The 23,820-nt window shown below is 37.0% G+C and carries 24 protein-coding genes; 23 read left to right on the top strand and 1 reads right to left on the bottom strand.

The window, feature by feature from the left end:
• Positions 1 to 57 precede the first annotated feature (57 nt).
• The 5 genes from DRF65_RS16020 (at position 58) to DRF65_RS16010 (ending at position 4,104) form a co-directional block, all read left to right on the top strand.
• Positions 58 to 1,860 carry a DUF349 domain-containing protein gene (locus DRF65_RS16020; protein WP_115971769.1) on the top strand — a complete coding sequence of 601 codons (1,803 nt, stop codon included), beginning with the start codon at positions 58 to 60 and terminating at the stop codon, positions 1,858 to 1,860.
• Between the two features lie 64 nt (positions 1,861 to 1,924).
• Positions 1,925 to 2,941, top strand: coding sequence for a bifunctional diaminohydroxyphosphoribosylaminopyrimidine deaminase/5-amino-6-(5-phosphoribosylamino)uracil reductase RibD (ribD, locus tag DRF65_RS16015; protein ID WP_115971768.1), 1,017 nt, complete (start codon positions 1,925 to 1,927; stop codon positions 2,939 to 2,941).
• A 73-nt stretch (positions 2,942 to 3,014) separates the two neighbouring features.
• The gene (locus tag DRF65_RS28490) at positions 3,015 to 3,179 is read left to right on the top strand and encodes a bacteriocin-like protein (protein WP_165852239.1); all 165 of its coding nucleotides are present in this window, start codon (positions 3,015 to 3,017) and stop codon (positions 3,177 to 3,179) included.
• 36 nt (positions 3,180 to 3,215) lie between these two features.
• A complete protein-coding gene (locus tag DRF65_RS28485) occupies positions 3,216 to 3,377 on the top strand; it encodes a bacteriocin-like protein (protein WP_165852243.1) in 162 nt (53 codons plus the stop codon).
• Positions 3,378 to 3,498: 121 nt separating this feature from the next.
• Entirely contained in the window at positions 3,499 to 4,104 is a 606-nt protein-coding gene (locus tag DRF65_RS16010) for an IMPACT family protein (protein WP_115971767.1), read from the top strand.
• On the opposite strand, the gene DRF65_RS16005 is transcribed toward DRF65_RS16010, so the two are convergent.
• Positions 4,101 to 4,811 (bottom strand): zinc metallopeptidase, encoded by a 711-nt coding sequence (locus tag DRF65_RS16005; RefSeq protein WP_115971766.1) that lies wholly within the window; start codon positions 4,809 to 4,811, stop codon positions 4,101 to 4,103. The two genes, DRF65_RS16010 and DRF65_RS16005, sit on opposite strands and share 4 nt — an antisense overlap.
• Positions 4,812 to 4,916: 105 nt before the next feature.
• Between DRF65_RS16005 and DRF65_RS16000 the strand changes: the two genes are divergently transcribed.
• From DRF65_RS16000 to DRF65_RS15920, 18 genes are all read left to right on the top strand, one after another.
• Positions 4,917 to 6,050: a GTP cyclohydrolase gene (locus DRF65_RS16000; protein ID WP_115971765.1), complete on the top strand. Its 1,134-nt coding sequence runs from the start codon at positions 4,917 to 4,919 to the stop codon at positions 6,048 to 6,050.
• A gap of 56 nt (positions 6,051 to 6,106) precedes the next feature.
• Complete coding sequence (locus tag DRF65_RS28480) at positions 6,107 to 6,283, top strand: hypothetical protein (protein WP_165852242.1); 177 nt, start codon at positions 6,107 to 6,109, stop codon at positions 6,281 to 6,283.
• 122 nt (positions 6,284 to 6,405) lie between these two features.
• Entirely contained in the window at positions 6,406 to 6,777 is a 372-nt protein-coding gene (locus DRF65_RS15995) for an NADH-quinone oxidoreductase subunit A (protein ID WP_045492896.1), read from the top strand.
• Between the two features lie 87 nt (positions 6,778 to 6,864).
• Positions 6,865 to 7,425: an NADH-quinone oxidoreductase subunit B gene (locus DRF65_RS15990; protein ID WP_002983540.1), complete on the top strand. Its 561-nt coding sequence runs from the start codon at positions 6,865 to 6,867 to the stop codon at positions 7,423 to 7,425.
• A 6-nt stretch (positions 7,426 to 7,431) separates the two neighbouring features.
• Positions 7,432 to 7,926: an NADH-quinone oxidoreductase subunit C gene (locus DRF65_RS15985; RefSeq protein ID WP_115971764.1), complete on the top strand. Its 495-nt coding sequence runs from the start codon at positions 7,432 to 7,434 to the stop codon at positions 7,924 to 7,926.
• Positions 7,927 to 7,987: 61 nt separating this feature from the next.
• The gene (nuoD, locus tag DRF65_RS15980; protein ID WP_047494369.1) at positions 7,988 to 9,211 is read left to right on the top strand and encodes an NADH dehydrogenase (quinone) subunit D; all 1,224 of its coding nucleotides are present in this window, start codon (positions 7,988 to 7,990) and stop codon (positions 9,209 to 9,211) included.
• Between the two features lie 128 nt (positions 9,212 to 9,339).
• Complete coding sequence (locus DRF65_RS15975) at positions 9,340 to 9,849, top strand: NADH-quinone oxidoreductase subunit NuoE family protein (RefSeq protein WP_103291622.1); 510 nt, start codon at positions 9,340 to 9,342, stop codon at positions 9,847 to 9,849.
• A 78-nt stretch (positions 9,850 to 9,927) separates the two neighbouring features.
• The gene (nuoF, locus tag DRF65_RS15970) at positions 9,928 to 11,286 is read left to right on the top strand and encodes an NADH-quinone oxidoreductase subunit NuoF (RefSeq protein WP_115971763.1); all 1,359 of its coding nucleotides are present in this window, start codon (positions 9,928 to 9,930) and stop codon (positions 11,284 to 11,286) included.
• Positions 11,287 to 11,291: 5 nt separating this feature from the next.
• Entirely contained in the window at positions 11,292 to 12,164 is an 873-nt protein-coding gene (locus tag DRF65_RS15965) for a hypothetical protein (RefSeq protein WP_115971762.1), read from the top strand.
• 41 nt (positions 12,165 to 12,205) lie between these two features.
• Positions 12,206 to 13,204 (top strand): 2Fe-2S iron-sulfur cluster-binding protein, encoded by a 999-nt coding sequence (locus DRF65_RS15960; RefSeq protein WP_115971761.1) that lies wholly within the window; start codon positions 12,206 to 12,208, stop codon positions 13,202 to 13,204.
• A 96-nt stretch (positions 13,205 to 13,300) separates the two neighbouring features.
• Entirely contained in the window at positions 13,301 to 14,365 is a 1,065-nt protein-coding gene (nuoH, locus tag DRF65_RS15955; RefSeq protein ID WP_115971760.1) for an NADH-quinone oxidoreductase subunit NuoH, read from the top strand.
• Positions 14,366 to 14,517: 152 nt separating this feature from the next.
• Positions 14,518 to 15,075: a NuoI/complex I 23 kDa subunit family protein gene (locus DRF65_RS15950; RefSeq protein WP_040996950.1), complete on the top strand. Its 558-nt coding sequence runs from the start codon at positions 14,518 to 14,520 to the stop codon at positions 15,073 to 15,075.
• Positions 15,075 to 15,572 (top strand): NADH-quinone oxidoreductase subunit J family protein, encoded by a 498-nt coding sequence (locus DRF65_RS15945; RefSeq protein WP_115971759.1) that lies wholly within the window; start codon positions 15,075 to 15,077, stop codon positions 15,570 to 15,572. Before DRF65_RS15950 ends, DRF65_RS15945 begins: the two co-directional genes overlap by 1 nt.
• A gap of 4 nt (positions 15,573 to 15,576) precedes the next feature.
• Positions 15,577 to 15,906 carry an NADH-quinone oxidoreductase subunit NuoK gene (gene nuoK, locus DRF65_RS15940; protein ID WP_045492868.1) on the top strand — a complete coding sequence of 110 codons (330 nt, stop codon included), beginning with the start codon at positions 15,577 to 15,579 and terminating at the stop codon, positions 15,904 to 15,906.
• Positions 15,907 to 15,908: 2 nt separating this feature from the next.
• Positions 15,909 to 17,822 (top strand): NADH-quinone oxidoreductase subunit L, encoded by a 1,914-nt coding sequence (nuoL, locus tag DRF65_RS15935; protein ID WP_115971758.1) that lies wholly within the window; start codon positions 15,909 to 15,911, stop codon positions 17,820 to 17,822.
• Between the two features lie 2 nt (positions 17,823 to 17,824).
• Positions 17,825 to 19,318, top strand: a complete 1,494-nt coding sequence (locus DRF65_RS15930) for a complex I subunit 4 family protein (protein WP_115971757.1) — start codon at positions 17,825 to 17,827, stop codon at positions 19,316 to 19,318.
• A 152-nt stretch (positions 19,319 to 19,470) separates the two neighbouring features.
• Positions 19,471 to 20,850, top strand: a complete 1,380-nt coding sequence (locus DRF65_RS15925; RefSeq protein ID WP_115971756.1) for an NADH-quinone oxidoreductase subunit N — start codon at positions 19,471 to 19,473, stop codon at positions 20,848 to 20,850.
• 451 nt (positions 20,851 to 21,301) lie between these two features.
• Entirely contained in the window at positions 21,302 to 23,767 is a 2,466-nt protein-coding gene (locus DRF65_RS15920; RefSeq protein ID WP_115971755.1) for a TonB-dependent receptor plug domain-containing protein, read from the top strand.
• Positions 23,768 to 23,820: the final 53 nt, after the last annotated feature.

The raw sequence follows: 23,820 nt of genomic DNA, 5'->3' as shown, positions 1-23,820 counted from the left end.
ATTGCCCTTACAACTATATTTAAAGGATATTAACGCCACTCACATAAAAGATTTGCTATGACTACAGAAAACAATCTTTCTGAAAACGAAGAAAAGAAAAATCCTAACGAAGTATCTCAGGAGACATCGGAAAACACTGTTTCTCATGATGCCCATTCTCATGAAGATGATACTGAACACCTGGAAGAACATGAAGATGTCGAGATCTCTCTGGCTGATGCCCTGAAAGAAATGGAAAAACTCATCAATGCACCCGATGCCGGTGAGAATTCTAAAAAATTCAATCAGTTGAAAGAAAAAGCAAGTCACCACATCCATGATGAAGTGGAAGATAAAAAGCATGAGTATGCAGAAGCTGGAAATACCTCTGAAAATTTCAGTTATGAACATCCTTCTCAAGCTAAATTCTCTGCTTTAGTTAATATTTTCAGAGAGAAACATGACGAGTTTCAGAAGGGACAGGAAGAAGAACAAAAGAAAAATCTGGATCACCGTCAGAACATTATTGAAAGATTAAAAAATCTATATACCAATTCTGAACCGGGAGTCAATCTTTTTAAATCTATTCGTGAGATTAAAGAAGAATGGTCAAAAGCCGGACAGGTTGCCAAATCTGAATTCAAGATCCTTAACAATAATTACTTTCATCACCTGAACCAGTTTTATCAGATGCTGGATCTGAATAAGGAATTTTTAGAACAGGAATACAGCCATAACCTTGAAAAAAGACAGCACATCATTGCCCGTGCCCAGGAACTGGAGAATGAACCAGTAATTCAAAAAGCACTTAATGAGCTTCAGTATCTTCATAAGCTTTGGAAAGAAGAAGCTGAGCCTGTAGCAGAAGAATTCCGCGAAAAAACATGGGAAGAGTTCAAAGAAATTTCCAATAAAATTCACGAAAGAAAATCTGAACTTTCAGCATCTATCGAAAAAGAACAGACCGCCAATCTTGAAAAGAAAAATCAGATTATCGCTGAAATCAAGAAACTTTCAGAACCTTCTGAAACCCCTAATCATAATTACTGGCAGAATTCCATCAAAAGAGTTGAAGAACTTCGTTCTGATTTCCTGAAAACGGGAAGTGTTCCAAGAAAACTGTCTAATCAGAACTGGAATGATTTCAAAACAACCCTTAGAGGCTTTAATACAACAAAAAATAACTATTATAAATCTTTAAAAGGTTCTCAACAGGCTAATCTGGAAGAAAAATTAAAATTAATCCAGACTGCCCAGGATAATCAGAGTAATGAAGAATGGGATATCGCTGTTCCATTATTCAAAAAGCTTCAGGAAGACTGGAAAAAAATCGGACACGTTCCAAAGAGCATGACCAATAAAATCTGGGATGAATTCCGTGACGCTTGTAATGCCTTCTTTAACAATTACAGAGAAAAAAGTAACACTTCTACCGATAACTGGAAAGAAAACTATAAGAACAAAAAAAGCCTTCTCGATGAATTGAAATTGGTTTCCAACGAAGAAGGAAGTATCGAGAAAATTGAAGCGATCAAAACAGCATGGAATAATATTGGAAAAGTTCCGAGAGATAAAATTTCTATCAACACTGAATTCAATAAGACTCTCAGAGAAAAACTGAAGATCAATAAGATCAATGAACTTGAATTGAAAGAAGAAGGATTATCAGAAAACCAGCTTACTGACAAAGCAAGAAAGATCAAAAATCAAATTTCTGATCTTGAAGCTGAAATCGTTAAGCTTGAAAATAACCTTGCATTCTTCAATAAACCATCAAGGGAAAATCCTCTTCTAAGAGACACTTACAATACTATTGATGAAAAGAAAGCTCATCTGGAAACTTTAAGACAAAATCTCCACAACATTATTGCCGGAGAATAAATTTTAATACAATAAATAAGGGCGGAGCAAAGCAATTTGTCTTCGCTTTTTCTTTTTATACAATATGAATAACGACGAACTATATATTAAAAGATGTATCGAGCTGGCTCAAAAGGCCCTTGGTAACACCTACCCTAATCCCCTTGTAGGAAGTGTAATTGTTTACAATGGAGAAATCATTGGAGAAGGATACCATCATAAAGCAGGTGAAAACCATGCAGAAATCAATGCGATCAATTCAGTGAAAGATAAAAATCTCATTCCTGAATCAACGATTTATGTTTCGCTGGAGCCCTGTGCCCATTATGGAAAAACGCCCCCATGTGCTTTAAAAATTAAAGAATTAGGATTTAAAAAAGTAGTCATTGGTGCTATGGACTCTCATGATAAAGTCAATGGAAAAGGAAAAAAGATCATTCAGGATGCAGAAATAGAAGCTGTTTCAGGTATTCTTGAAAAAGAATGCATTGAGCTGAACAAAAGATTTTTCACTTACCATGAAAAGAAAAGACCTTATATCATCCTGAAATGGGCAGAATCCGGTGATGGATTTTTAGATAAAGATTTTAAACCAACTGCTGTATCCAATGCTTTAGCCAATCAGTTCGTCCATCAGCTAAGAGCAGACGAACATGCTATTTTAGTAGGAACACAAACTGCTTTAAGTGACAACCCAAGCCTGACTGTAAGAAACGTTGAAGGAATTAATCCTGTCAGAATTTTAATCGATTTTGATTTAAAGGTTCCTCAAGACTTCAAAATTTACAACAACGAAGCCAGAACATTAGTTTTAAATGCTGTAAAAGAAGGAACAGAAGATCATATAGAATTCATTAAAATCAAAAAAGAGAACTTTCTGTCTGATTTGATGCAGTCCTTATACAGGGAACAAATCCAGTCTGTTATTATTGAAGGAGGCCGTTTCACCTTACAGCAATTCATTGATGCTGATCTTTGGGACGAAGCTATCATCATTAAAAATGAAAACCTGAAATTAGGAAATGGCACAAAAGCTCCGGAATTCAATCATATTCCTTCTAAAACAGAAAACTATAGGGATAATACCATTTCCTTTTTTTAATTAAAATAAAAGCCCGTTTATCACCCTGAAATGAAATAATTTCTTTACCTTAGTAATATCCAAAAAAATTATCATGAAAAATTTAAAGAAAGTTTTAAGGGAAGACCTGAAAAAAGTAAGCGGAGGTATCGCTCCAAAATGTTGTTCATATTATCCAGCTCAGTGGCAACATTGCTGCCCGACACCATCAAGCATGAGCTGCCCACCACCTTGGGAAGTAGGAAGTTTCCCATGCTAATATTATTAATCCATACAAATTAACCAAACTATTACTATGAAAAATCTAAAGCAAATTAAAAGAGAGAATCTTAAAACCATCAATGGTGGATTAATAAAAATGGAGAACTGCGTGGTCATTTACGGATGTCCACCCAACACAAGACAATGCTACTGGAGAAACTCAGGTGGAGGCGGTGGAGATGTTTATTGTGTATAACAATTGAATAAATACCTATAAAGTATAAACAAGTGTCGTCATTATTTGACGACATTTTTATTATTATTTCTCCAGTTGTAAAGCATTTAATATTTTTGCAAATACAAAGCCGGAATACAGAATGACGTTTGAATACAAAACCATAGAAAAACCTATAGAAAACACCTTATTAAAAGAAAAAGGAAGCAAGTTTATCGGATTTGCTTTCCCGGTTACTAATGAAAAGGAACTGAAAGCTGCATTGGAAAAGGTCAGAGAAGAACACCCCAAAGCGACCCATCACTGTTATGCTTTCAGAATGGGATTAAATGCTGAGAATTACCGAGCTAATGATGATGGTGAACCTTCAGGAAGTGCAGGGTTACCTATTTACAATCAATTATTAGCCCATGAGATCACTAATGTCTTAGTTATTTCAGTCCGTTATTATGGGGGAACCAAACTAGGCGTTTCAGGTTTAGTGAAAGCTTACAAAGAATCTGCAAAGATCACATTAGAAGAAGCCAATATTATCACAAGAGAACTGGAAACAGAAATTGAGATCCAGTTCAACTTCAATCAGCAGAATACCATCTTTACCCTGCTTTCAAAATTTGAGGCTAAGGTGGTAAACTTTGATGCCAATGAAAACTGCATCCTTACCGCCTCATTAAAACTGGCCCAAAAAGAAAGCATCTCAGAAAAATTATCCGAGATGCAATATGTTTCATTTGAATTTAATGATTAATCCCTTCTTCCGCTGAGAAGCAAAGATCCCCAGTAAAGCAGCTGAGCTAAAGATCCTAAAGCTGCTACAACATATGTTCTCGCTGCCCATCTTAAACTATCCTGAACGCCTACAAATTCTTCAGCAGTTACAGTACCTGTATCTTTAAGCCACTTCATCGCTCTGTTACTTGCATCATACTCCACCGGCAATGTTACAAAAGCAAACAGAGTGGTTACTGCAAACATAGCTACACCAATAGCCAGAATGGCTGTATTTCCGTTAGGATTGTCCACTGTTCTCGTAGCTGCCATTATCGCAATACCTGCAATAAGAACAAACTGCATCAGGTTGGAACTTATATTTACAACCGGAACCAATTTGGAACGTAAATTCAACATTGAGTATCCTACTGCGTGCTGTACGGCATGCCCACATTCGTGAGCCGCTACAGCTGCAGCTGCTGCATTTCTCTGCATATAAACCCCTTCTGAAAGGTTTACTGTTTTATCTGCCGGATTATAGTGGTCCGTCAACTGCCCGGGAACTGATATTACCTGAACATCATTAATTCCGTTATCTCTCAACATTTTTTCCGCTACTTCTTTCCCCGAAAGTCCATTTTGGAGATGTACTTTGGAATAATATTCAAATTTTGATTTCAGCCTGGACGAAACCCACCAGCTCACCAGCATTGAAATCCCAATAATGATATAATAACCCGTCATTTTTATTTAGATTTTGTGATCAATTTTTAACCATAATGATATAAAAACTGTGCCAAAGTATCCGATATTATTATTTATATTTGTCCTTAAATTACCTCAAAAAACATGTCTACAATTTCTATTATTGAAGTAAAAACAGCTGGTCAGCTCAAGCAATTCGTAAGATTTCCAATGGATTTATACAAAAATAATCCATACTATGTTCCATCCTTTATTAAAGATGAAATGAAAATTTGGGATGCAAAGGAAAATCCGGCCTTAGATTATTCAGAGTCTAAACAATATCTGGCCATAAAAGACAATAAGGTAGTTGGAAGAATAGCTGTAATTATCAATCATAAGGAAGAAAAGGAATTAGGCATCAAAAAGGTACGATTTGGCTGGATAGATTTCATTGATGATTCTGAAGTTTCCAAAGCTTTAATTCAAATTGCAATTGATTACGCTAAAGAACACAAGATTGACAAGATTGAAGGCCCAATGGGTTTTACAAATCTTGACAAAGCAGGGATGCTGACAATGGGATTTGATAAACTGGCAACAATGATTGGAATTTACAATCATGCATACTACCCAAAACATCTTGAAAATCTTGGATTAACCAAGGAAAAAGAATGGGTAGAATATGAAATGAATTTCCCGAAGGTACTTCCTGAAAAAGTAGAAAAATTCAGTGGATTAATTGCTCAAAAATATAAGCTCAGTGTTCTCAAATTTAAATCAAAGGAAGAAATTCTCCCTTATGTAGAACCTATGTTCAAATTATTGGACGAAACCTATAAGCATCTTTCTACTTACACGCCAATCTCAGAAGAACAGATCAAAACCTACAAGGAAAAATACTTCCCGTTTATTGATAAAAACTATGTAATCTGTGTAGTGGATGAAAACCAGCAATTGGTTTCTTTTGCCATTACGATGCCCTCTTATTCGAAGGCTTTACAGAAGTCAAAAGGAAAGCTATTTCCTTTCGGGTGGTGGCATTTTTTACAGGCCAGCAAGAAAAATGACCGTGCCAATTTTTACCTGATCGGGATTCATCCTGAATACCAAAGACGTGGTGTAACTGCTATTATCTTTAAAGAAATCTTTGTCCGGTTTACAAGCATGGGAATCGATTTTGCAGAAACCAATCCGGAACTGGAGGAAAACAAAAGTGTTCAGCTCCTGTGGCAGGACTATAATCCTGTGAACCACAAGAGAAGAAGAACATATTCGATGATGATAAATAACGGGTGAGATAAAATTAAAGCCTCGCTCTAAAAACTCTTCCACTCTTAACCCCTTTTCACCTCATGAAACCACAACTTATCATTTTCGCTGTTTTAATCGCAGGATTTATTGCTTACAATTTCTTTTTTCAGTCTCAGGATGGAAGGACAAATACAGTAATTAATATTGTTTTTGCAAGTGTTCTTTTTGGATATATTGCATTTATGGCCTACTCTCTTCTTAAAAAAATGAAGAAATAACTCGTTATTTTTATTGATTCTAAATTGTAGCTTTTCTCTATTTTCATCCGACTTTTAAGCTCATAAATTTCATGCTTTATTGTTTATTCGTTAAATTTGCAAATTGAGATAATAATGCAAAAATGAATTTACCTGAAAGTTATATTCCAATCCTTATCCAGGCTGGTGTAGCAGTAGGATTTGTCGCTGTTTCTTTACTTGGAGCACATTTCTTAGGTCCTAAGCAGAAAAAAGGAGACTCTGTAAAAAACCAAAGCTGGGAATGTGGAGTTCCTAGTGAAGGAAATGCAAGAACGCCATTTTCTATCAAGTACTTCCTGACTGCGGTATTGTTTGTACTATTCGATATTGAAATCGTATTCTTTTATCCTTATGCGGTAAATTTCAGAGAATTCGGTATGGAAGGGTTCCTGGCTGTACTTACGTTCGTTGCGATCTTCTTCGTGGCGTTTTTCTATGTTTGGAAACGTGGAGCACTAGATTGGGACAAGTAGGATAATTATAAATTAAAAATTATAAATTTTAGATAAGAGACAGTAATAAACATCTTATCCTAAAGTTTAAAATCTAAAATCTAAGAAATGTCAGATAAAAAACCAGTAATAAGAACAGATGCACCTGCTCCCGAAGGATATGAAGGAGAAGGGTTTTTCGCAACAAAACTGAGCAGTGTAATCGGGATGGCAAGAAAGTTTTCACTTTGGCCATTGCCATTTGCAACCTCTTGTTGTGGTATTGAGTTTATGGCTACCCTGAACCCTACTTATGATGCATCAAGATTTGGAATGGAAAGAAACTCTTTCTCTCCAAGACAAGCTGATATGCTGATGGTTTGTGGAACTATATCAAAGAAATTAGGACCAGTTCTTAAAGAAGTATATACTCAGATGGCAGAGCCGAAATGGGTAGTGGCTGTTGGCGCTTGTGCTTCCAGCGGAGGTATTTTTGATACTTACTCTGTACTTCAGGGAATTGATAAAATTATTCCGGTAGACGTTTATGTTCCTGGATGTCCTCCAAGACCAGAACAGATCATTGAAGGAGTAATGCAGGTACAGGCTCTTGCAGAAAGCGAAAGCATCAGAAGAAGAGATATGCCTGAATATCAGAAATTATTAGATTCTTACAACATAAGCAACTAAACGGAAATGACAAACGAATTTGTATTAGAAGCAATCACCAGAGAATTTCCGGAATCTGTTATTTCAAGCTCAGAGCCTTATGGAATGCTGACCATTGAAGTGAAGAAAGAAGATATCAAGAAGATCATTCACTATCTTAAAGATTCAACACTGGAATTTAATTTCCTTACAGATATCTGTGGTATTCATTACCCTGAATTCCCGGATAAGGAAATAGGTGTTGTATACCATTTACATAATATGATGGCCAACTTCAGATTACGTCTGAAGATCTTTATGTCCAGAGAAAATATCGAAGTGGATTCTCTTACTGATCTATATGCCGGTGCTAACTGGATGGAAAGAGAAACGTTTGACTTTTATGGGATTAAATTTAAAGGACACCCGGATCTTAGACCTATTCTGAATATGGAAGATCTTGGATACCACCCAATGTTGAAGGAATATCGACTTGAAGACGGTACAAGAACCGATAAGGACGATAATATGTTCGGAAGATAAAAAGCGAAAGGCCAATGGCAGGCAGCCAACAGCCAGAAGCAAATAGCTAAAAGCAATCATTATGAAAGATAACTCATTATCTAATATACTAAACCAGTACGAAAGTAAGGAACAGATTGACGGACAATTATATACCCTCAATTTAGGACCTACCCACCCTGCTACTCACGGGATTTTCCAGAATATCTTAACGATGGATGGAGAAAGAATCCTTCATGCTGAGCAAACCGTAGGATATATCCACAGAGCATTTGAGAAAATTTCTGAAAGAAGAAACTATTCTCAGATCACTACCCTTACAGACCGTATGAATTACTGTTCTGCACCGATCAATAACTTAGGTTGGCATATGACAGTAGAAAAACTGATTGGCGTTGAAGTTCCAAAGCGTGTAGACTATATGCGTGTTATCCTAATGGAACTGGCAAGAATCGGTGACCACCTGATCTGTAACGGGGTAACCGGAATGGACTCAGGAGCAATTACAGGTCTTACTTATATGTTCATCGAAAGAGAACGTATTTATGATATGTATGAGCAGATCTGCGGTGCAAGGATGACAACGAACATGGGAAGAATCGGAGGATTTGAAAGAGATTTCACCCCTAAATTCCATGAGTTGTTACAGGACTTCTTAAAAACTTTCCCTGCAAGATTTAAAGAATTCGGTACTTTATTAGAAAGAAACAGAATTTTTATGGACAGAACCATCGGTACAGGAGCAATTTCTGCGGAAAGAGCATTAAGCTACGGTTTCACAGGTCCAAACTTACGTGCAGCAGGTGTAGATTATGATGTGAGAGTTGCACAGCCTTATTCTTCATACGAGGATTTCGACTTTATTATTCCTGTAGGAACTTCAGGAGATACTTACGACCGTTTCATGGTTCGTCAACAGGAAATCTGGGAATCCCTAAAAATTATCAAACAAGCATACGAAAACCTTCCGGAAGGACCATTTCACGCGGATGTTCCTGATTTCTATCTTCCTGAAAAAGCAGATGTATATCAGAAAATGGAAGCTTTGATCTACCACTTCAAAATTGTAATGGGAGAAACTGATGTACCGAAAGGAGAAGTTTATCATGCAGTAGAAGGCGGAAACGGAGAATTAGGTTTCTATCTTGTGAGTGACGGAGGAAGAAGCCCTTATAGACTTCACTTCAGAAGACCATGTTTCATCTACTATCAGGCATATCCTGAAATGATTACAGGTTCTGTAATTTCAGATGCCATTGTGACGATGTGTAGTATGAATATTATTGCGGGAGAATTAGACGCATAATACATTAGACTAAAAGATAATAGAAGAAAAGATAATAGACTTTCTTCACCCAATATAAAACGAATTTAGAATAACGGACTTTAGGAATCTTCTTTCTTTGTTCTTTACTCTTTAATCTTAGATAAAAAATGAGCGAAACAATAGCTTTTAAACCGGAAAGTTTAGCACAGGTACACAAAATTATCGCAAGATATCCTGAAGGAAGACAGAAATCTGCTCTTCTTCCTGTACTTCACTTGGCACAGAAAGAATTCGGAGGATGGTTAGATGTTCCTGTGATGGATTATGTTGCCGGACTATTAAGTATCAAACCGATCGAAGTATATGAAGTGGCTACTTTCTATACCATGTTTAACATGAAGCCGGTAGGTAAATATGTTTTAGAGGTTTGCAGAACCGGACCTTGTATGGTTTGTGGAAGCGAAAAAATCCTTGACCATATCAGAACGAAACTGAACATTAAAGACGGAGAAACTACTGAAGACGGTATGTTTACCTTAAAGCCTGCTGAATGTCTTGGAGCATGCGGATATGCACCAATGCTACAGCTTGGAAAGTTCTTTCATGAAAATTTAACGATAGAAAAAGTAGACGAAATCCTTGATCTTTGCAGACAGGGACAACTTGCTTTAGACTAAATAAATTTTAACACATTAAAAATAGCCATAAGCTAAAAGCCACGAGCCAATAGCTGAACGCTAAAAGCATAATAAACAATGAGTAAAAAACTTTTACTTAAAGACGCACATATAGAAGGTATTCGCTACTTTGAAACATACCGTAAACAGGGAGGTTACACAGCGGCAGAGAAAGCCTTGAAAATGACTCCTGATGAAATTCTTGAAGAAGTAAAAGCTTCAGGACTAAGAGGACGTGGTGGAGCTGGATTCCCAACAGGGATGAAATGGAGCTTTTTGGCAAAACCGGAAGGCGTTCCAAGACACCTTGTTGTCAATGCAGATGAATCTGAACCTGGAACATTCAAAGATAGATATCTAATGGAGTTCCTTCCTCACCTATTGATCGAAGGAATGCTGATTTCATCTTTCTGTTTAGGTTCAAATGTTTCTTATATCTACATCCGTGGAGAATATTCATGGATTCCTGATATTTTAGAAGAAGCAATTGAAGAAGCTAAAGCAGCAGGATTTTTAGGTAAAAATATTTTAGGAACCGGTTTCGATCTTGAAATCTATGTACAGAGAGGAGGCGGAGCCTATATTTGCGGTGAAGAAACTGCATTGCTGGAATCTCTTGAAGGAAAAAGAGGTAACCCAAGATTAAAACCACCATTCCCGGCTGTAAAAGGTCTTTGGGAAAGACCAACGGTAGTAAACAACGTTGAATCTATTGCAGCAATCGTTCCAATCATTGATATTACAGGTGCTGAGTATGCTAAAATTGGTGTAGGTAGATCTACAGGTACGAAATTGATTTCTGCTTGTGGAAACATCAACAAACCGGGAGTATACGAAATTGATATGACCATTACTGTAGAAGAATTCATCTACTCTGATGAATACTGTGGTGGTATTAAAGACGGAAAAAGATTAAAGGCTTGTATTCCTGGAGGAAGTTCTGTTCCGATTGTTCCTGCTAATCTATTGCTGAGAACAGTGAATGGAGAGCCAAGATATATGAACTATGAATCATTAGCTGATGGTGGTTTTGCTACCGGAACAATGATGGGTTCAGGAGGTTTCATCGTTTTAGATGAAGACCAGTGTATTGTGGATCACACAATGACTTTAGCAAGATTTTATCACCATGAAAGCTGTGGACAATGTACACCTTGCCGTGAAGGAACAGGATGGATGCATAAAATCTTAAAGAAGATTGAAAAAGGAGAAGGAAAAATGGAAGATATCGATCTACTTTGGGATATCCAGAGAAAAATCGAAGGAAATACGATTTGTCCATTGGGAGATGCAGCGGCTTGGCCTGTTGCAGCAGCAATCCGTCACTTCAGAGATGAATTTGAGTGGCACGTGAAAAACCCTGAGTTATCTCAGACTCAAAACTATGGATTAGCACATTATGCAGATCCAATCCCGGCTGTTGAAAAGAATGCATAGGTAAAATGAAAAAGTTATTGGTTGTCGGCTTAATGATGTCGAGTTTTGTTTTCGGACAGAAAAAAGATTCTTTACTAGTAGAAAATAATGCAGACCTGTTTAAAACTCCTGTTTCCAAGAAACCGGAACCTTTAAGCAAAAAAGGTCAGATGTTCGCTTTTTATGGGTGGAACAGAGCAGCGTTCAGTAATTCGGATATCCGTTTTAAAGGAAATGGATATGATTTTCAGCTGAATAATGTAACGGCTCAGGATAGACCTACCAAATTCGGAATTGTCTATTTTGATCCAAGTTGGTTTACTGTAACGCAGTATAATTTCAGAATAGGATATTTTATTAAAGATAATTTAGCGCTTGTTTTAGGAATTGACCACATGAAATATGTGATGGACCAGGATCAAACCGTTAACTTTAAAGGACATATTTCAGATCCTGAATATGCAGCCATGGTACAGAACGGGCAAGTGAACCTTGCAGATGAGAAGTTCCTTACTTTTGAACATACAGACGGACTTAACTATGAAAACTTAGGTCTTGAAAAGTATAAAAGCCTTATCAATAAGAAAAATGTTGATTTAGTCTGGTCTTATGGTGCCGGTATCGGATTTATGTTCCCAAAGAGTAATGTAAAGCTTTTCGGAAACGAAAGAAGTGACCGTTTCCACGTTGCAGGTATGGGAACCGATGTAAGAGCCAGTCTTAACTTAGTACTTTGGGACCATGTAATGGTAAGATTAGAAGGAAAAGCAGGTTACATCAATATGTGGGATATCAAAACCACATTGAATAACAAACCAGACAAAGCTCAGCAGGATTTTGTTTTCGGACAAATCATGGGGGGAATTGGATATACATTTAATACTAAGAAATATAAATAACAAAGCCTATTGCTTAATGCATAAAGCTTAAAGCATACGATATGAGCGAAGAAGTTAAAAAATTCAAAATAACGATAGACGGACATACTGCTGAAGTTTTGCCTGGTACTTCTATTTTGGAAGCTGCAAGACAAATCGGTGGTAAATCTGTACCCCCTGCTATGTGTTACTACAGCAAATTAGAAACCAGTGGAGGAAGATGTAGAACCTGTCTTGTAGAAGTTTCTAAAGGATCTGAAGCAGATCCGCGTCCTATGCCGAAGTTGGTAGCAAGCTGCAGAACAAATGTAATGGACGGTATGGAAGTTAAAAACCTTACTTCTGAGAAAGCTCAGGAAGGAAGAAAAGCGGTTACCGAATTCTTATTGGTCAATCACCCGCTGGACTGCCCTGTTTGTGATCAGGCTGGGGAATGTCATCTTCAGGATCTTGGATATGAACACGGAAACCTTGAGACCAGAACAGAATTCGAAAGAAATACTTACGAAGCTGATGATCTTGGCCCGAACATCAAATTGAACATGAACCGTTGTATTCTTTGTGCAAGATGTGTATTAGCTGCCAACCAATTAACAGGTGAAAGAGAGCACGGTATTCTTTTCAGAGGAGATCATGCTGAAATTTCCACCTATTTAAATAAAGCTTTAGATAATGACTTCATCGGAAACGTTATCGACGTTTGTCCTGTAGGAGCATTAACAGACAGAACTTCACGTTTTGCCAGCAGAGTATGGTTTACAAAACCAATGAACGCTTCTTGTAAATGTGATAAATGTTCAGGAAAAACTGTAGTTTGGATGAAAGGTGACGAAATCGTAAGAGTTACTGCAAGAAAAGACCAGTGGGGTGAAGTTGAAGAATTCATCTGCGATACATGTCGTTTCGAAAGAAAAGCATTATCAGACTGGAATATTGAAGGTCCTAGACATATCGACAGACACTCTGTAATTTCATTGAATCATTACCAGAAGCCAAAAGACGAATTGATAATGATTGATAATCCTGGTGCTAAGGAAATCAGTGAAAAAGACGAAAAATAATTTTAATAAAGACAATTAGATTTCAGACACAAGACATCAGACTCAACCTCATATCTAGTATCTGACATCTCACATCTAAAAATCTTTAAAACAAAAATGGATTTACTTACATTTAAACTTATACTTGTACTAGCGCTTTTCCTGCTATCGTTGACGATTGCAGCCTACTCTACTTGGGCAGAAAGAAAAGTTGCCTCTATCATGCAGGATAGAATTGGTCCTAACAGAGCTGGACCTTTCGGATTACTGCAACCTCTTGCTGACGGTGGAAAATTCTTCTTCAAGGAAGACTTTACACCTGCCAATGCTGAAAAATTCCTTTTCGTATTGGGACCGGCTTTAGTAATGTTTATTTCATTAATCACAGGAGCAGTTATTCCTTGGGGTAAAAGTTTAAATATTGCAGGTACTTCTTTTGACCTTCAGGTAGCTAATATTGATGTTGGTGTACTTTTCATCATCGGAATGGCTTCCATCGGGGTTTACGGAATTATGATCGGAGGTTGGGCTTCGAACAACAAATATTCATTACTAGGTGCTATCCGTGCTTCTTCTCAGATGATTTCTTATGAATTAGCAATGGGATTAGCGCTTCTTTCTATTATTATGATGGCAGGAAGCTTAGACTTAAAAGAAATCACAGAAAGCCAGACTACTGGAAAATTATGGGGAGTTATTCCTTGGGTTTCCGGTATGAACTGGAACATTTTCTACCAGCCAATTGCTTTCCTTGTATTCTTTGTCGCGGCTTTAGCTGAAACCAACAGACACCCATTCGATTTACCTGAGTGTGAATCTGAACTGGTAACAGGATACTCTACAGAATACTCTTCCATGAAGTTAGGTTTATATATGTTCGGGGAATATGTGAACATGTTTATCTCTAATGCTTTCATGGTTGTTCTTTTCTTCGGAGGTTACAACTATCCTGGTATTGAATGGGTAACTCAGAACTGGGGAGAAAACGTTGCAGGAATCTTAAGTATCGTAGCATTCTTAACGAAAACAGTAATCGGAATTCTGATCTTTATGTGGATCAGATGGACACTTCCAAGATTCAGATATGACCAGTTAATGCACTTAGGATGGAAAACATTAATCCCAATGGCATTGGTAAACCTATTAATTACAGGAGCTGTAATTTTAGCATTTGCAAACTAAGAAATTTTGAAAATGAGCTGATTTGAAAATTTGATAATGAAATCAAAGTTTTATCTTTAGCGTATCATATTCAATCATCAATATTAAATAATTAAGATAGCAGACAAGATTAGTCTAAAATCTGGTGTCTAACATCTAATATCTATAATTAAATGAAACTTACAAACAGATCAAAAGTTGTTTCCAATAAAGAAATGACCCTTGCTGAAAAAATCTACCTGCCTGCGATCTTCACAGGGATGGGGATTACATTTAAGCATGCTGTAAGAACCGTGATAAAGGGTGCTCCCGCAGTATATTCGTATCCGGAAGTACAGAAGCCAAGAACTACCATCTGGAGGGGTCAGCACGTTTTGAAAAGAGACGAGGAAGGCAGAGAAAGATGTACAGCTTGCGGACTTTGTGCGGTAGCTTGTCCTGCAGAAGCCATTACGATGACTGCTGCTGAAAGAACTAAAGAGGAAAAAGGCCTTTACAGAGAAGAAAAATATGCTTCAGTATATGAAATCAATATGCTAAGATGTATTTTCTGCGGTATGTGTGAAGAGGCTTGTCCTAAATCTGCAATCTATCTTACAGACAGATTAGTAGATGTGGAAACCAACAGAGGTTCTTTCATTTATGGAAAAGATAAATTAGTTGAAAAAATAAACGAAAGGATTGACATCACAACAAGACAATCCGAGAAACAAAAAAATGCGGTAAAATAATGGATCAGTTTTTATTTTTCTTGGTGGCGTTTTTAGCAGTGTCAAGTGCAGTGTACTTCGTGTTTGCGAAGAATCCTTTATATGCTATTTTGTCATTAATTGTTACGATGTTTTCAATTGCCGGAATGTACATTCTTCTGAATGCTCAGTTCCTTGCAATTATCCAGATTATAGTGTACGCAGGTGCCATCATGGTACTCTTCCTTTACATCTTAATGATGCTTAACCTTAATAAAGCAGACGAAAGTAAGAAGGGTAATACTTTAAAATTTATTGGAGTTTTTACTGCAGGTCTTCTTTTAGTTGGAGTTTTAGGAGTATTCAGAGGAGTTCAGCAAAACCAAATTGTAGTAGAGAATGTAGACAGAGGTGTTGGTCTTACTAAAAATCTGGGTAGACTTTTATTTAATGAATATGTTTTACCGTTTGAGCTTGCTTCTATCCTGATTTTAGCAGGTATTGTAGGCGCGGTATTAATCGGTAAAAAAGATTTATAAAATTATGGGAGAAGTAAATACTTTTATACAAAGCATCCCTTTGAATTACTTCATTATCCTTTGTTCAGTATTGTTCTGCTTAGGAGTAATGGGAGTTTTGCTGAGAAAAAATGCTATTGTGATTCTAGGCTGTGTAGAGCTTATGCTTAACTCTGTAAACCTTTTATTGGCTGCTTTTTCAGCATACAAAGGGAATGGAGACGGACAGCTTTTAGTGTTCTTCATTATGGTGGTTGCAGCTGCTGAAGTAGCGGTAGGTCTGGCAATTATTGCTATGCTGTATAGAAATACCCGTTCTGTAGATGTTAGTATATTTAATAAATTAAGAGGATAAGAATGGAGAATTTAGTATATGCAATAGTACTTTTACCACTTTTAGGGTTTCTTATAAACGGTTTATTCGGAAAAAATCTTCCAAAAATAGTGGTTGGTTCTTTGGCTACGGCAATGGTTTTCGGATCATTCTGTATCGCTGTAAGTCTTTTCATGAATTTCAATTCTGAAAGCCAGCCTGTAATCGTAAAAGCTTTTGAATGGTTTAGAGTTAATGGGATTCAAATCAATTTTGGATTCCAGATTGATCAGCTTTCTTTAATGATGGTTATGATCATCACGGGTATCGGTTCACTGATTCACTTATACTCTATCGGATATATGAGTCATGATAAAGGATTCTATAAGTTCTTTACTTACCTGAACCTTTTCATCTTCTCAATGTTACTTTTAGTAATGGGAAGCAACTACCTTATCTTATTCATCGGATGGGAAGGTGTAGGTCTTTGTTCTTACTTATTGATCGGGTTCTGGTACACCAACGAAGAATATGGTAAAGCAGCAAGAAAAGCTTTCATCATGAACAGAATTGGTGACCTTGCGTTACTGATCGGTATCTTTATGATTGCTGCTCAGACCAACGCTGTAGATTACCTTTCAGTAGCTGAAAATGCTTCAAAATTTGAATTAGACGGAACAGTGATCATCTTTATCACAGCGAGTTTATTCATCGGTGCTACCGGTAAATCGGCTCAGGTTCCATTATATACATGGTTACCGGACGCAATGGCCGGACCTACTCCTGTTTCTGCATTAATTCACGCAGCAACGATGGTAACAGCAGGTATCTATTTAGTAGTAAGATCAAATTTCTTATTTACTTTAGCACCAACTGTACAAGGAGGAATTTTATTAATCGGATTCTTAACTGCAGCTTTAGCAGGATTCTACGCACTACGTCAAAACGACATCAAAAAAGTATTGGCATACTCTACCGTTTCACAACTTGGATTTATGTTCATCGCTTTAGGTCTTGGTGCGTATACAACAGCAATGTTCCACGTAATGACACACGCTTTCTTTAAAGCTTTATTATTCTTAGGAGCAGGTTCTGTAATCCACGCAATGAGCAACGAGCAGGATATGCGTTTCATGGGAGGTCTTAAGAAATATATTCCTCTTACCCACGCTACCTTCCTGATCGGAACATTAGCCATCTCAGGTTTCCCTCTATTATCAGGGATGATCTCTAAAGACGAAATTTTAGTAGCAGCTTTCGCTAAAAATCCGGTTTACTGGGTAATCTTATTTGTTTTAGCGGCAATGACTGCAACATATATGTTCAGACTATACTATCTGACTTTCCACGGAGAGTTCAGAGGTACTGAAGAGCAGAAACACCACTTACATGAAAGCCCGTCTAATATGACATTACCATTGATCGTATTGGCTATTCTTTCTGTAGTTGGAGGTTTTATCAACCTGCCACACTTCATCGGTCACGGACACTATGCTAAACTGATGGAATGGTTAAAGCCTGTTCTTACGGAACAAAGCTACAGCCAGATGGAAGCTACTCTTTCAGGAGTAGATTTCAATACTGAAATGATCTTATTAGCAGCTACAGTGATTATGTTCTTTACGGTATGGTTTATCGTTAGAAATACTTATGTAAGTAAGAAGAAAATGGCTGTTGCAGAAGAAAACTATACCGGATGGGAAAAGCTTTCTGCTAAGAAATTATACGTTGACGAACTTTACAACGCATTGATTGTAAAAACTGTTGAAGGATTAGGACGCGGAGGAAAGATGTTTGATAAGGGTATCTTAGACCGTTTTGTAAACTTTGTAGGTGATGGTGCTGAAGACAGCGGAAAAGCTATGAAGCGTGTTCAAAACGGAAATGTAGAGACGTATATTCTTATCATGTCTTTAGCTGTGGGAATTATATTAATTGTTAACTTTTTATTACAATAATAATGTCTTGTTTATTATTAACATTATTACTATTACCTCTAGTAGGTTCGGGATTAGTTTTTGCATGGAAGAGTAATTCCAGCAAATATTTGGCACTGGGAATTGCATTGATTCAAATGCTTCTTACGTTTTATATACTTTCGGATTTTGATTTTACTCCGACAGTAGACAGCGTATTGCAGCATGAGATCAATTATCCGTGGTCACAGTTTATGAAGAGCTCTCTTCACTTCGGTATCGATGGGATGAGTATGCTTCTTTTATTGCTGACTAACATATTAGCGCCAATCATCATTTTATCTTCTTTCAATGAAAGTGTAAACTACAGAAATACATTCTACGGATTGATTCTGTTGATGCAATTCGGTCTTGTAGGAGTATTTACTTCTTTAGACGGATTATTGTTCTACATTTTCTGGGAAGTAACTTTGATTCCAATTTGGTTTATTGCCGGACTTTGGGGACAAGAGAATAAAAGGTTTGAATTCACTACGAAATTCTTCGTATATACATTCGTTGGATCTTTATTTATGTTAGCCGGATTGATCTATGTGTACAACCACTCTGCATCATTCGCTTTAACAGATCTATACAATGCGCAACTGAACGAAGTACAGCAGACTGTGGTATTCTGGTTCATTTTCTTTGCTTTTGCAGTGAAATTACCGGTATTCCCTTTCCATACCTGGCAGCCTGATACGTATACCTACTCTCCTACTCAGGGATCGATGTTGTTATCCGGTATCATGCTTAAAATGGCAGTGTATGGCCTAATGCGTTATTTACTTCCAATCACTCCACTTCCTATTGCAGGAATTTCAGGACAGATCGTAATTATTCTTGCCATCGTGGGAATTGTTCACGGAGCATTGATCGCGATCATTCAGACGGATATGAAGAGAATCATTGCTTATTCATCTTTCTCTCACGTAGGTTTGATGGTAGCTGGTATCTTCGCTTCAGCAGTAGTTACTTTAAGAGGAACTTTCAATGTTGAAGGTGCTGAAGGTGCATTGGTACAGACTTTTGCTCACGGTATTAACGTAGTGGGATTATTCTACTGTTGTGATATTTTATACAAGAGATTTAAATCAAGAGATATCAGACAAATGGGTGGTTTAGCTAAAGTAGCACCTAAGTTTGCTGTTTTATTCCTGATTATTATATTAGGTTCAATGGGAGTTCCATTGACGAATGGATTCATCGGAGAATTTATCCTGTTAAAAGCAGTATATGACTTCAACGGAACAGCAGCGGTAATTGCTGGTCTTACGGTAATTCTTTGCGCAGTATACTTATTGAGATTCTACGGAAAAGCAATGTTTGGAGAAGGAAATGTAGAAGTGTTAAGCACAGCAAAAGATTTATCTGGTGTAGAATTCTCTGTATTGGCGAGTTTAGCGGTTTTTGTGATCTTACTTGGTATTTTCCCACAACCGGTAATAGAAATGGTGAGTAGTTCAGTGAAGTTTATCTACACGGCAATGGCTAACTAAAAAATTAAAAGATTTAAAAATTAAAAAAATAAGAGATTAGAGAGCATAAAGATAAAAGACGAAGAGATAAAGGACGGAAACTCTTGAACCCGGAACTTTTTACTCTAAACCTTGAACTTTAAACTTTAAATCTCAAATCTCAAATCTATATTATGAGTGTTTTAATTATTGTTTTCCTAACGGCAGTTATTGCGTTATTTTCAGGAGTTTTCGAACAAGGAAAATTCGCAAGATACATTGGGATTTTAGGTTTAATCATCGCATTGTATGTAAGCTTTATGCCTGAATGTTCGTTCTTCGATCACTATAAGCATATGTATGAATACAGTGCCAATACAGCATTATTCACTAAATTATCCATTGTAACAACCTTATTGTTATTCTTCTTGGGAGGTTTTGCATTCAGCAATCACAGAAGCCACCAATCAGAATTATATGCATTGATGCTATTTGCCTTGGTGGGAGGAATTGTTCTTTTCGGATACCAGAACCTGGTAACCATGTTCTTAGGTGTTGAGATCCTTTCTATCCCATTATATGTAATGGCTGGTGCCAACAAAACTGATTTAAGATCAAATGAAGCTTCAATCAAATATTTCTTAATGGGTGCATTCGCGACAGGTTTCTTACTTTTCGGAATCGCGTTCATCTACGGAAGTGCAGGAAGTTTTGATTTATATAAGATCCACGACTTTGGAGTAGCTAATGCTTCAAACGTAATGTTCATTTTAGGAGTATTGCTTATTCTTTGTGCATTGGCATTTAAAGTAGCTTTAGCTCCTTTCCATATGTGGAGCCCTGATGTATATGCAGGATCACCTTCATTAATTACAGCATTCATGGCAAGTGTGGTAAAGATTTCAGGTTTCTTCGCATTGTTCAGATTAATGACAATCGGATTTGCCGGAGTGACTCACGAATGGATCAATGTTTTGGGAGTATTCTTAATCATCACTTTATTACTGGCAAACGTTATGGGTCTTGCCCAGACGAATGCAAAAAGAATGTTGGCTTACTCTTCAGTATCTCACGCAGGATACATCGGATTGGTATTCTTCGGAATGACAAGCCTTTCTACTTATAACTTAGCGTTCTATTTATTCGCTTATGCTTTATCTACAGTAGGAGTTTTCATGTGTCTGATCTGGGTAGAGAAATTAAAAAGGGAAACTTCTTTCGGAGCTTTCAAAGGATTGGCAAAAACAGAACCTTTATTGGCAACAGCAGCAGCGATCTCTATGCTTTCAATGGCAGGAGTTCCATTAACAGCTGGTTTCATGGGGAAATTTGCTTTATTCTCTCAGGCAATGAATGGTGCAGCATTCTTAGTATTGGTAGCAGTTTTAGGGTCTGCCCTATCTATCGCTTACTATTTAAGATTAATCATCGCGATGTTCTTCTTTAAAGAATCTACATTCAAGTCATCAGAGAAAGTAACACTTACTTACAATGTTGTTGCAGTATTTGTAATCGTAACGATTATCGTTCTGGGTATCTTCCCGGATCTGTTTGCAAAAATGTTCGGATTATAAAAAGTTATCCACACAATATCAAAAACCTTTCAGATAATCTGAAAGGTTTTTTTGTGAATCTCTCACAATTTTAGTCTATTGTCATGCCCCATTCTTCAGGAATGGGGCATTTTGTACATTCCCCTATCCAATAATGTTTTATTTATTACATTAAAGATTTATTAACCAATGAGGTTAATGCGTAATGAAACTTCAATTTAAACAAATCACAAGCATAGGAATTAGTAAAAAATCATTATCCTATGCATGGAAAAAATATCAACCCACAAAATCAAAAATTAAAAATTATAAACTACGCAATCTTAATTGATTAAAATTTAAAATAAAATAAACAAATATCAATTTTAATAAAAATAATATCTTAAAAAAAGTTAAAAATAAATACATAAACAAAATAACATTCAATATATTTGTCTTCTATTTCGAAAAACACACAATAAAAAACAACACAATGATGAAGACAAACAGCAATGCCGCTGCGGCATTTTTATTATGCACCATAGGCTTAGTACAGGCGCAGGAAAAAGACTCAGCAACCTCAAAGAAACTTGACGAGGTCGTGATGGTAGGAACCAGAGCCGCTCCAAGATCAAGTGTTTCTACTCCCCTACCCATAGATAATATAGACGCCGCTATTATCCAGTCATCCGGGCATAGTTCCGTAGGACAAGCCTTACAGTACAGAATCCCGTCTTTCAACTCTACCAGTGCCGCCGTGCAGGATGCTACCTCTTTACTGGATCCTTTTGAAATCAGAAATATGGGATCATCAAGAACCTTGGTTTTAATCAATGGGAAAAGAAAAAATCAATCATCCCTTATATTTACACAGAACACCATTGGTAAAGGAGAAACAGGAGCAGACCTTTCATCTATTCCTTCTATTGCAATCAAAAAAATAGAAATTCTGAGAGATGGTGCTTCTGCACAATATGGTTCGGATGCTATTGCCGGGGTTATCAACATTCTATTGAAAGATAAAATCAACTTTACAGAAGCTAATGCCAATCTGGGATTATATTCCAAAGGAGATGGCTTTTCACAAAATTTTAACCTGATTACAGGATCTACGTTTAAAAACGGAGGCTTTCTTACTTTCTCTACCAACTTTCAAAACAATGATTATGCTTATAGAAATGGAAAGGTAAATCCATATTGGGAAGCTCAAACCTTTGGAGCCAATCAAAATGAAGTGGAAGCTTATTTAGCTCAATATCCGGATGCCCAAAATAAAAATGCTTATCCTAAAAAGAACAGCATAAGTTTTTTGGTGAATACCTCAATACCGGTTTCTGAGCGGTCAAGTCTTTATGCCAATGCCTCGCTTGCTGTTAAAAAAGTAAGCAGTTTTGCCAATCACAGAACACCTTATTGGGTGAGTCCTAAAAATGCACTTAACTCTCCAGACGGCTTTACACCAACCTTTATTGGAGACCTCACAGATTATGGAGCAACCTTGGGATATAAAACAAAAACAGAAAGCGACTGGAATATTGATCTGAGTACCACTTTTGGAGGAAATAAAATTCTATATACTGTCGGAAATACTTTCAATGCCGCATTGGGAGCATCGAGTCCTATTAACTTTAAACCCGGAGGTTTCAGATTCAATAATATTATTGGAAATATTGATGTTTCCAAAAGATTATCAGACCATGTTGCCCTTGCATTTGGTTCTGAAGCGAGAAGAGACGAATATGAAATCTATGCAGGTGATCCGGCTTCGTATAATCAGACGGGTTCCATTTCGTTTCCGGGGCTATCACAGGAAAATTCAGGTGTTTTCTCCAGATATAACATCGGAGTATATGCCGATGCAGCTTTTGACATTTCTGAAGCAACCACATTCAATGCCACAGCACGTTTTGAGAATTTCAGCGATTTTGGGAATGCGTTAGTTTGGAAAGTGAGTGCCAGACAAAATATCATAGGAAAAAAGCTGGTAGCGCGAGGATCTGTATCTACAGGTTTCCGTGCTCCAAGTCTTCAGCAGGTTTATCTTTCGACGATTCAGAATGTTTTTAATAATGGAAAGATCGTATCAGAAGGACTATTCAACAATGTAGGCAAAGAAGCTAAGGCTATTGGTATCCCAAAGTTAGATGCAGAAAAATCACTTAATTTCACTTTGGGACTAGGTATCCAACCTAATAAAAACTTCTCAATAACACTCGATGGATATCTGATCAAGGTATATGACAGGATTTTGTTAAGTTCCAGAATGAGCGATAAAGCTACTATTTTGGATCCTTTAAGCAGTATAGGAGTAACAACAGTTAATGCAGCCAGCTTCTTTACCAATGGCGTAGACACCAGAACTATAGGTCTTGATCTTGTGGCTAACTACAGAAATATTGATCTGGCTACGGGAAAGCTTGCATTAAATCTTGCCATGAATATGAATCAGTCTAAAATAACGAAAAACTCGGATAAACTGAATGGTCTTAATCTTGTGGCTCCATTTAACAGAACTGAAGAAGCTCTAGCCACTACTTCAAGGCCTTCATTAAAAGCTGTGCTCGGAATAGATTACGCCATTAAAAAATGGAATATATCGCTTAATAATACACTATTTGGCAAGGCAACTTATGCCAACAGCGGTATGCCGGGCGCTAACCTTGCCTGGAATGATCCTGCTGCTGATTCACAATCCTATTTAAGATTTAAGCCCAGAATTACAACAGATCTTACCATCAATTACAACATCAACAGTAAAAACACGATTAATATCGGGGCGTTGAACATCTTTAATATTTTACCAAAATGGGAATTACGAAATCTGCCTGCAGATAAGACATATGACGAAGTTTACAATACTGTTACTTTCAATGGACGGTATCAGCAATCCAGTTATGATGCCCAGCATTTCAGTATTTTCGGAACACAGTTTATATTGGGATATAATATCAAATTTTAGTCTTCATAGATTTTTATGATACGAAAATTGCCTCAGTTCTTCGGAGGCAATTT

The organism is Chryseobacterium pennae, from assembly GCF_003385515.1.
In the GTDB taxonomy this organism is placed as follows: Bacteria; Bacteroidota; Bacteroidia; order Flavobacteriales; family Weeksellaceae; genus Chryseobacterium; species Chryseobacterium pennae.
The sequence above is the reverse complement of the archived record's forward strand: the minus strand, read 5'-3'. Positions and strand labels throughout refer to the sequence as shown.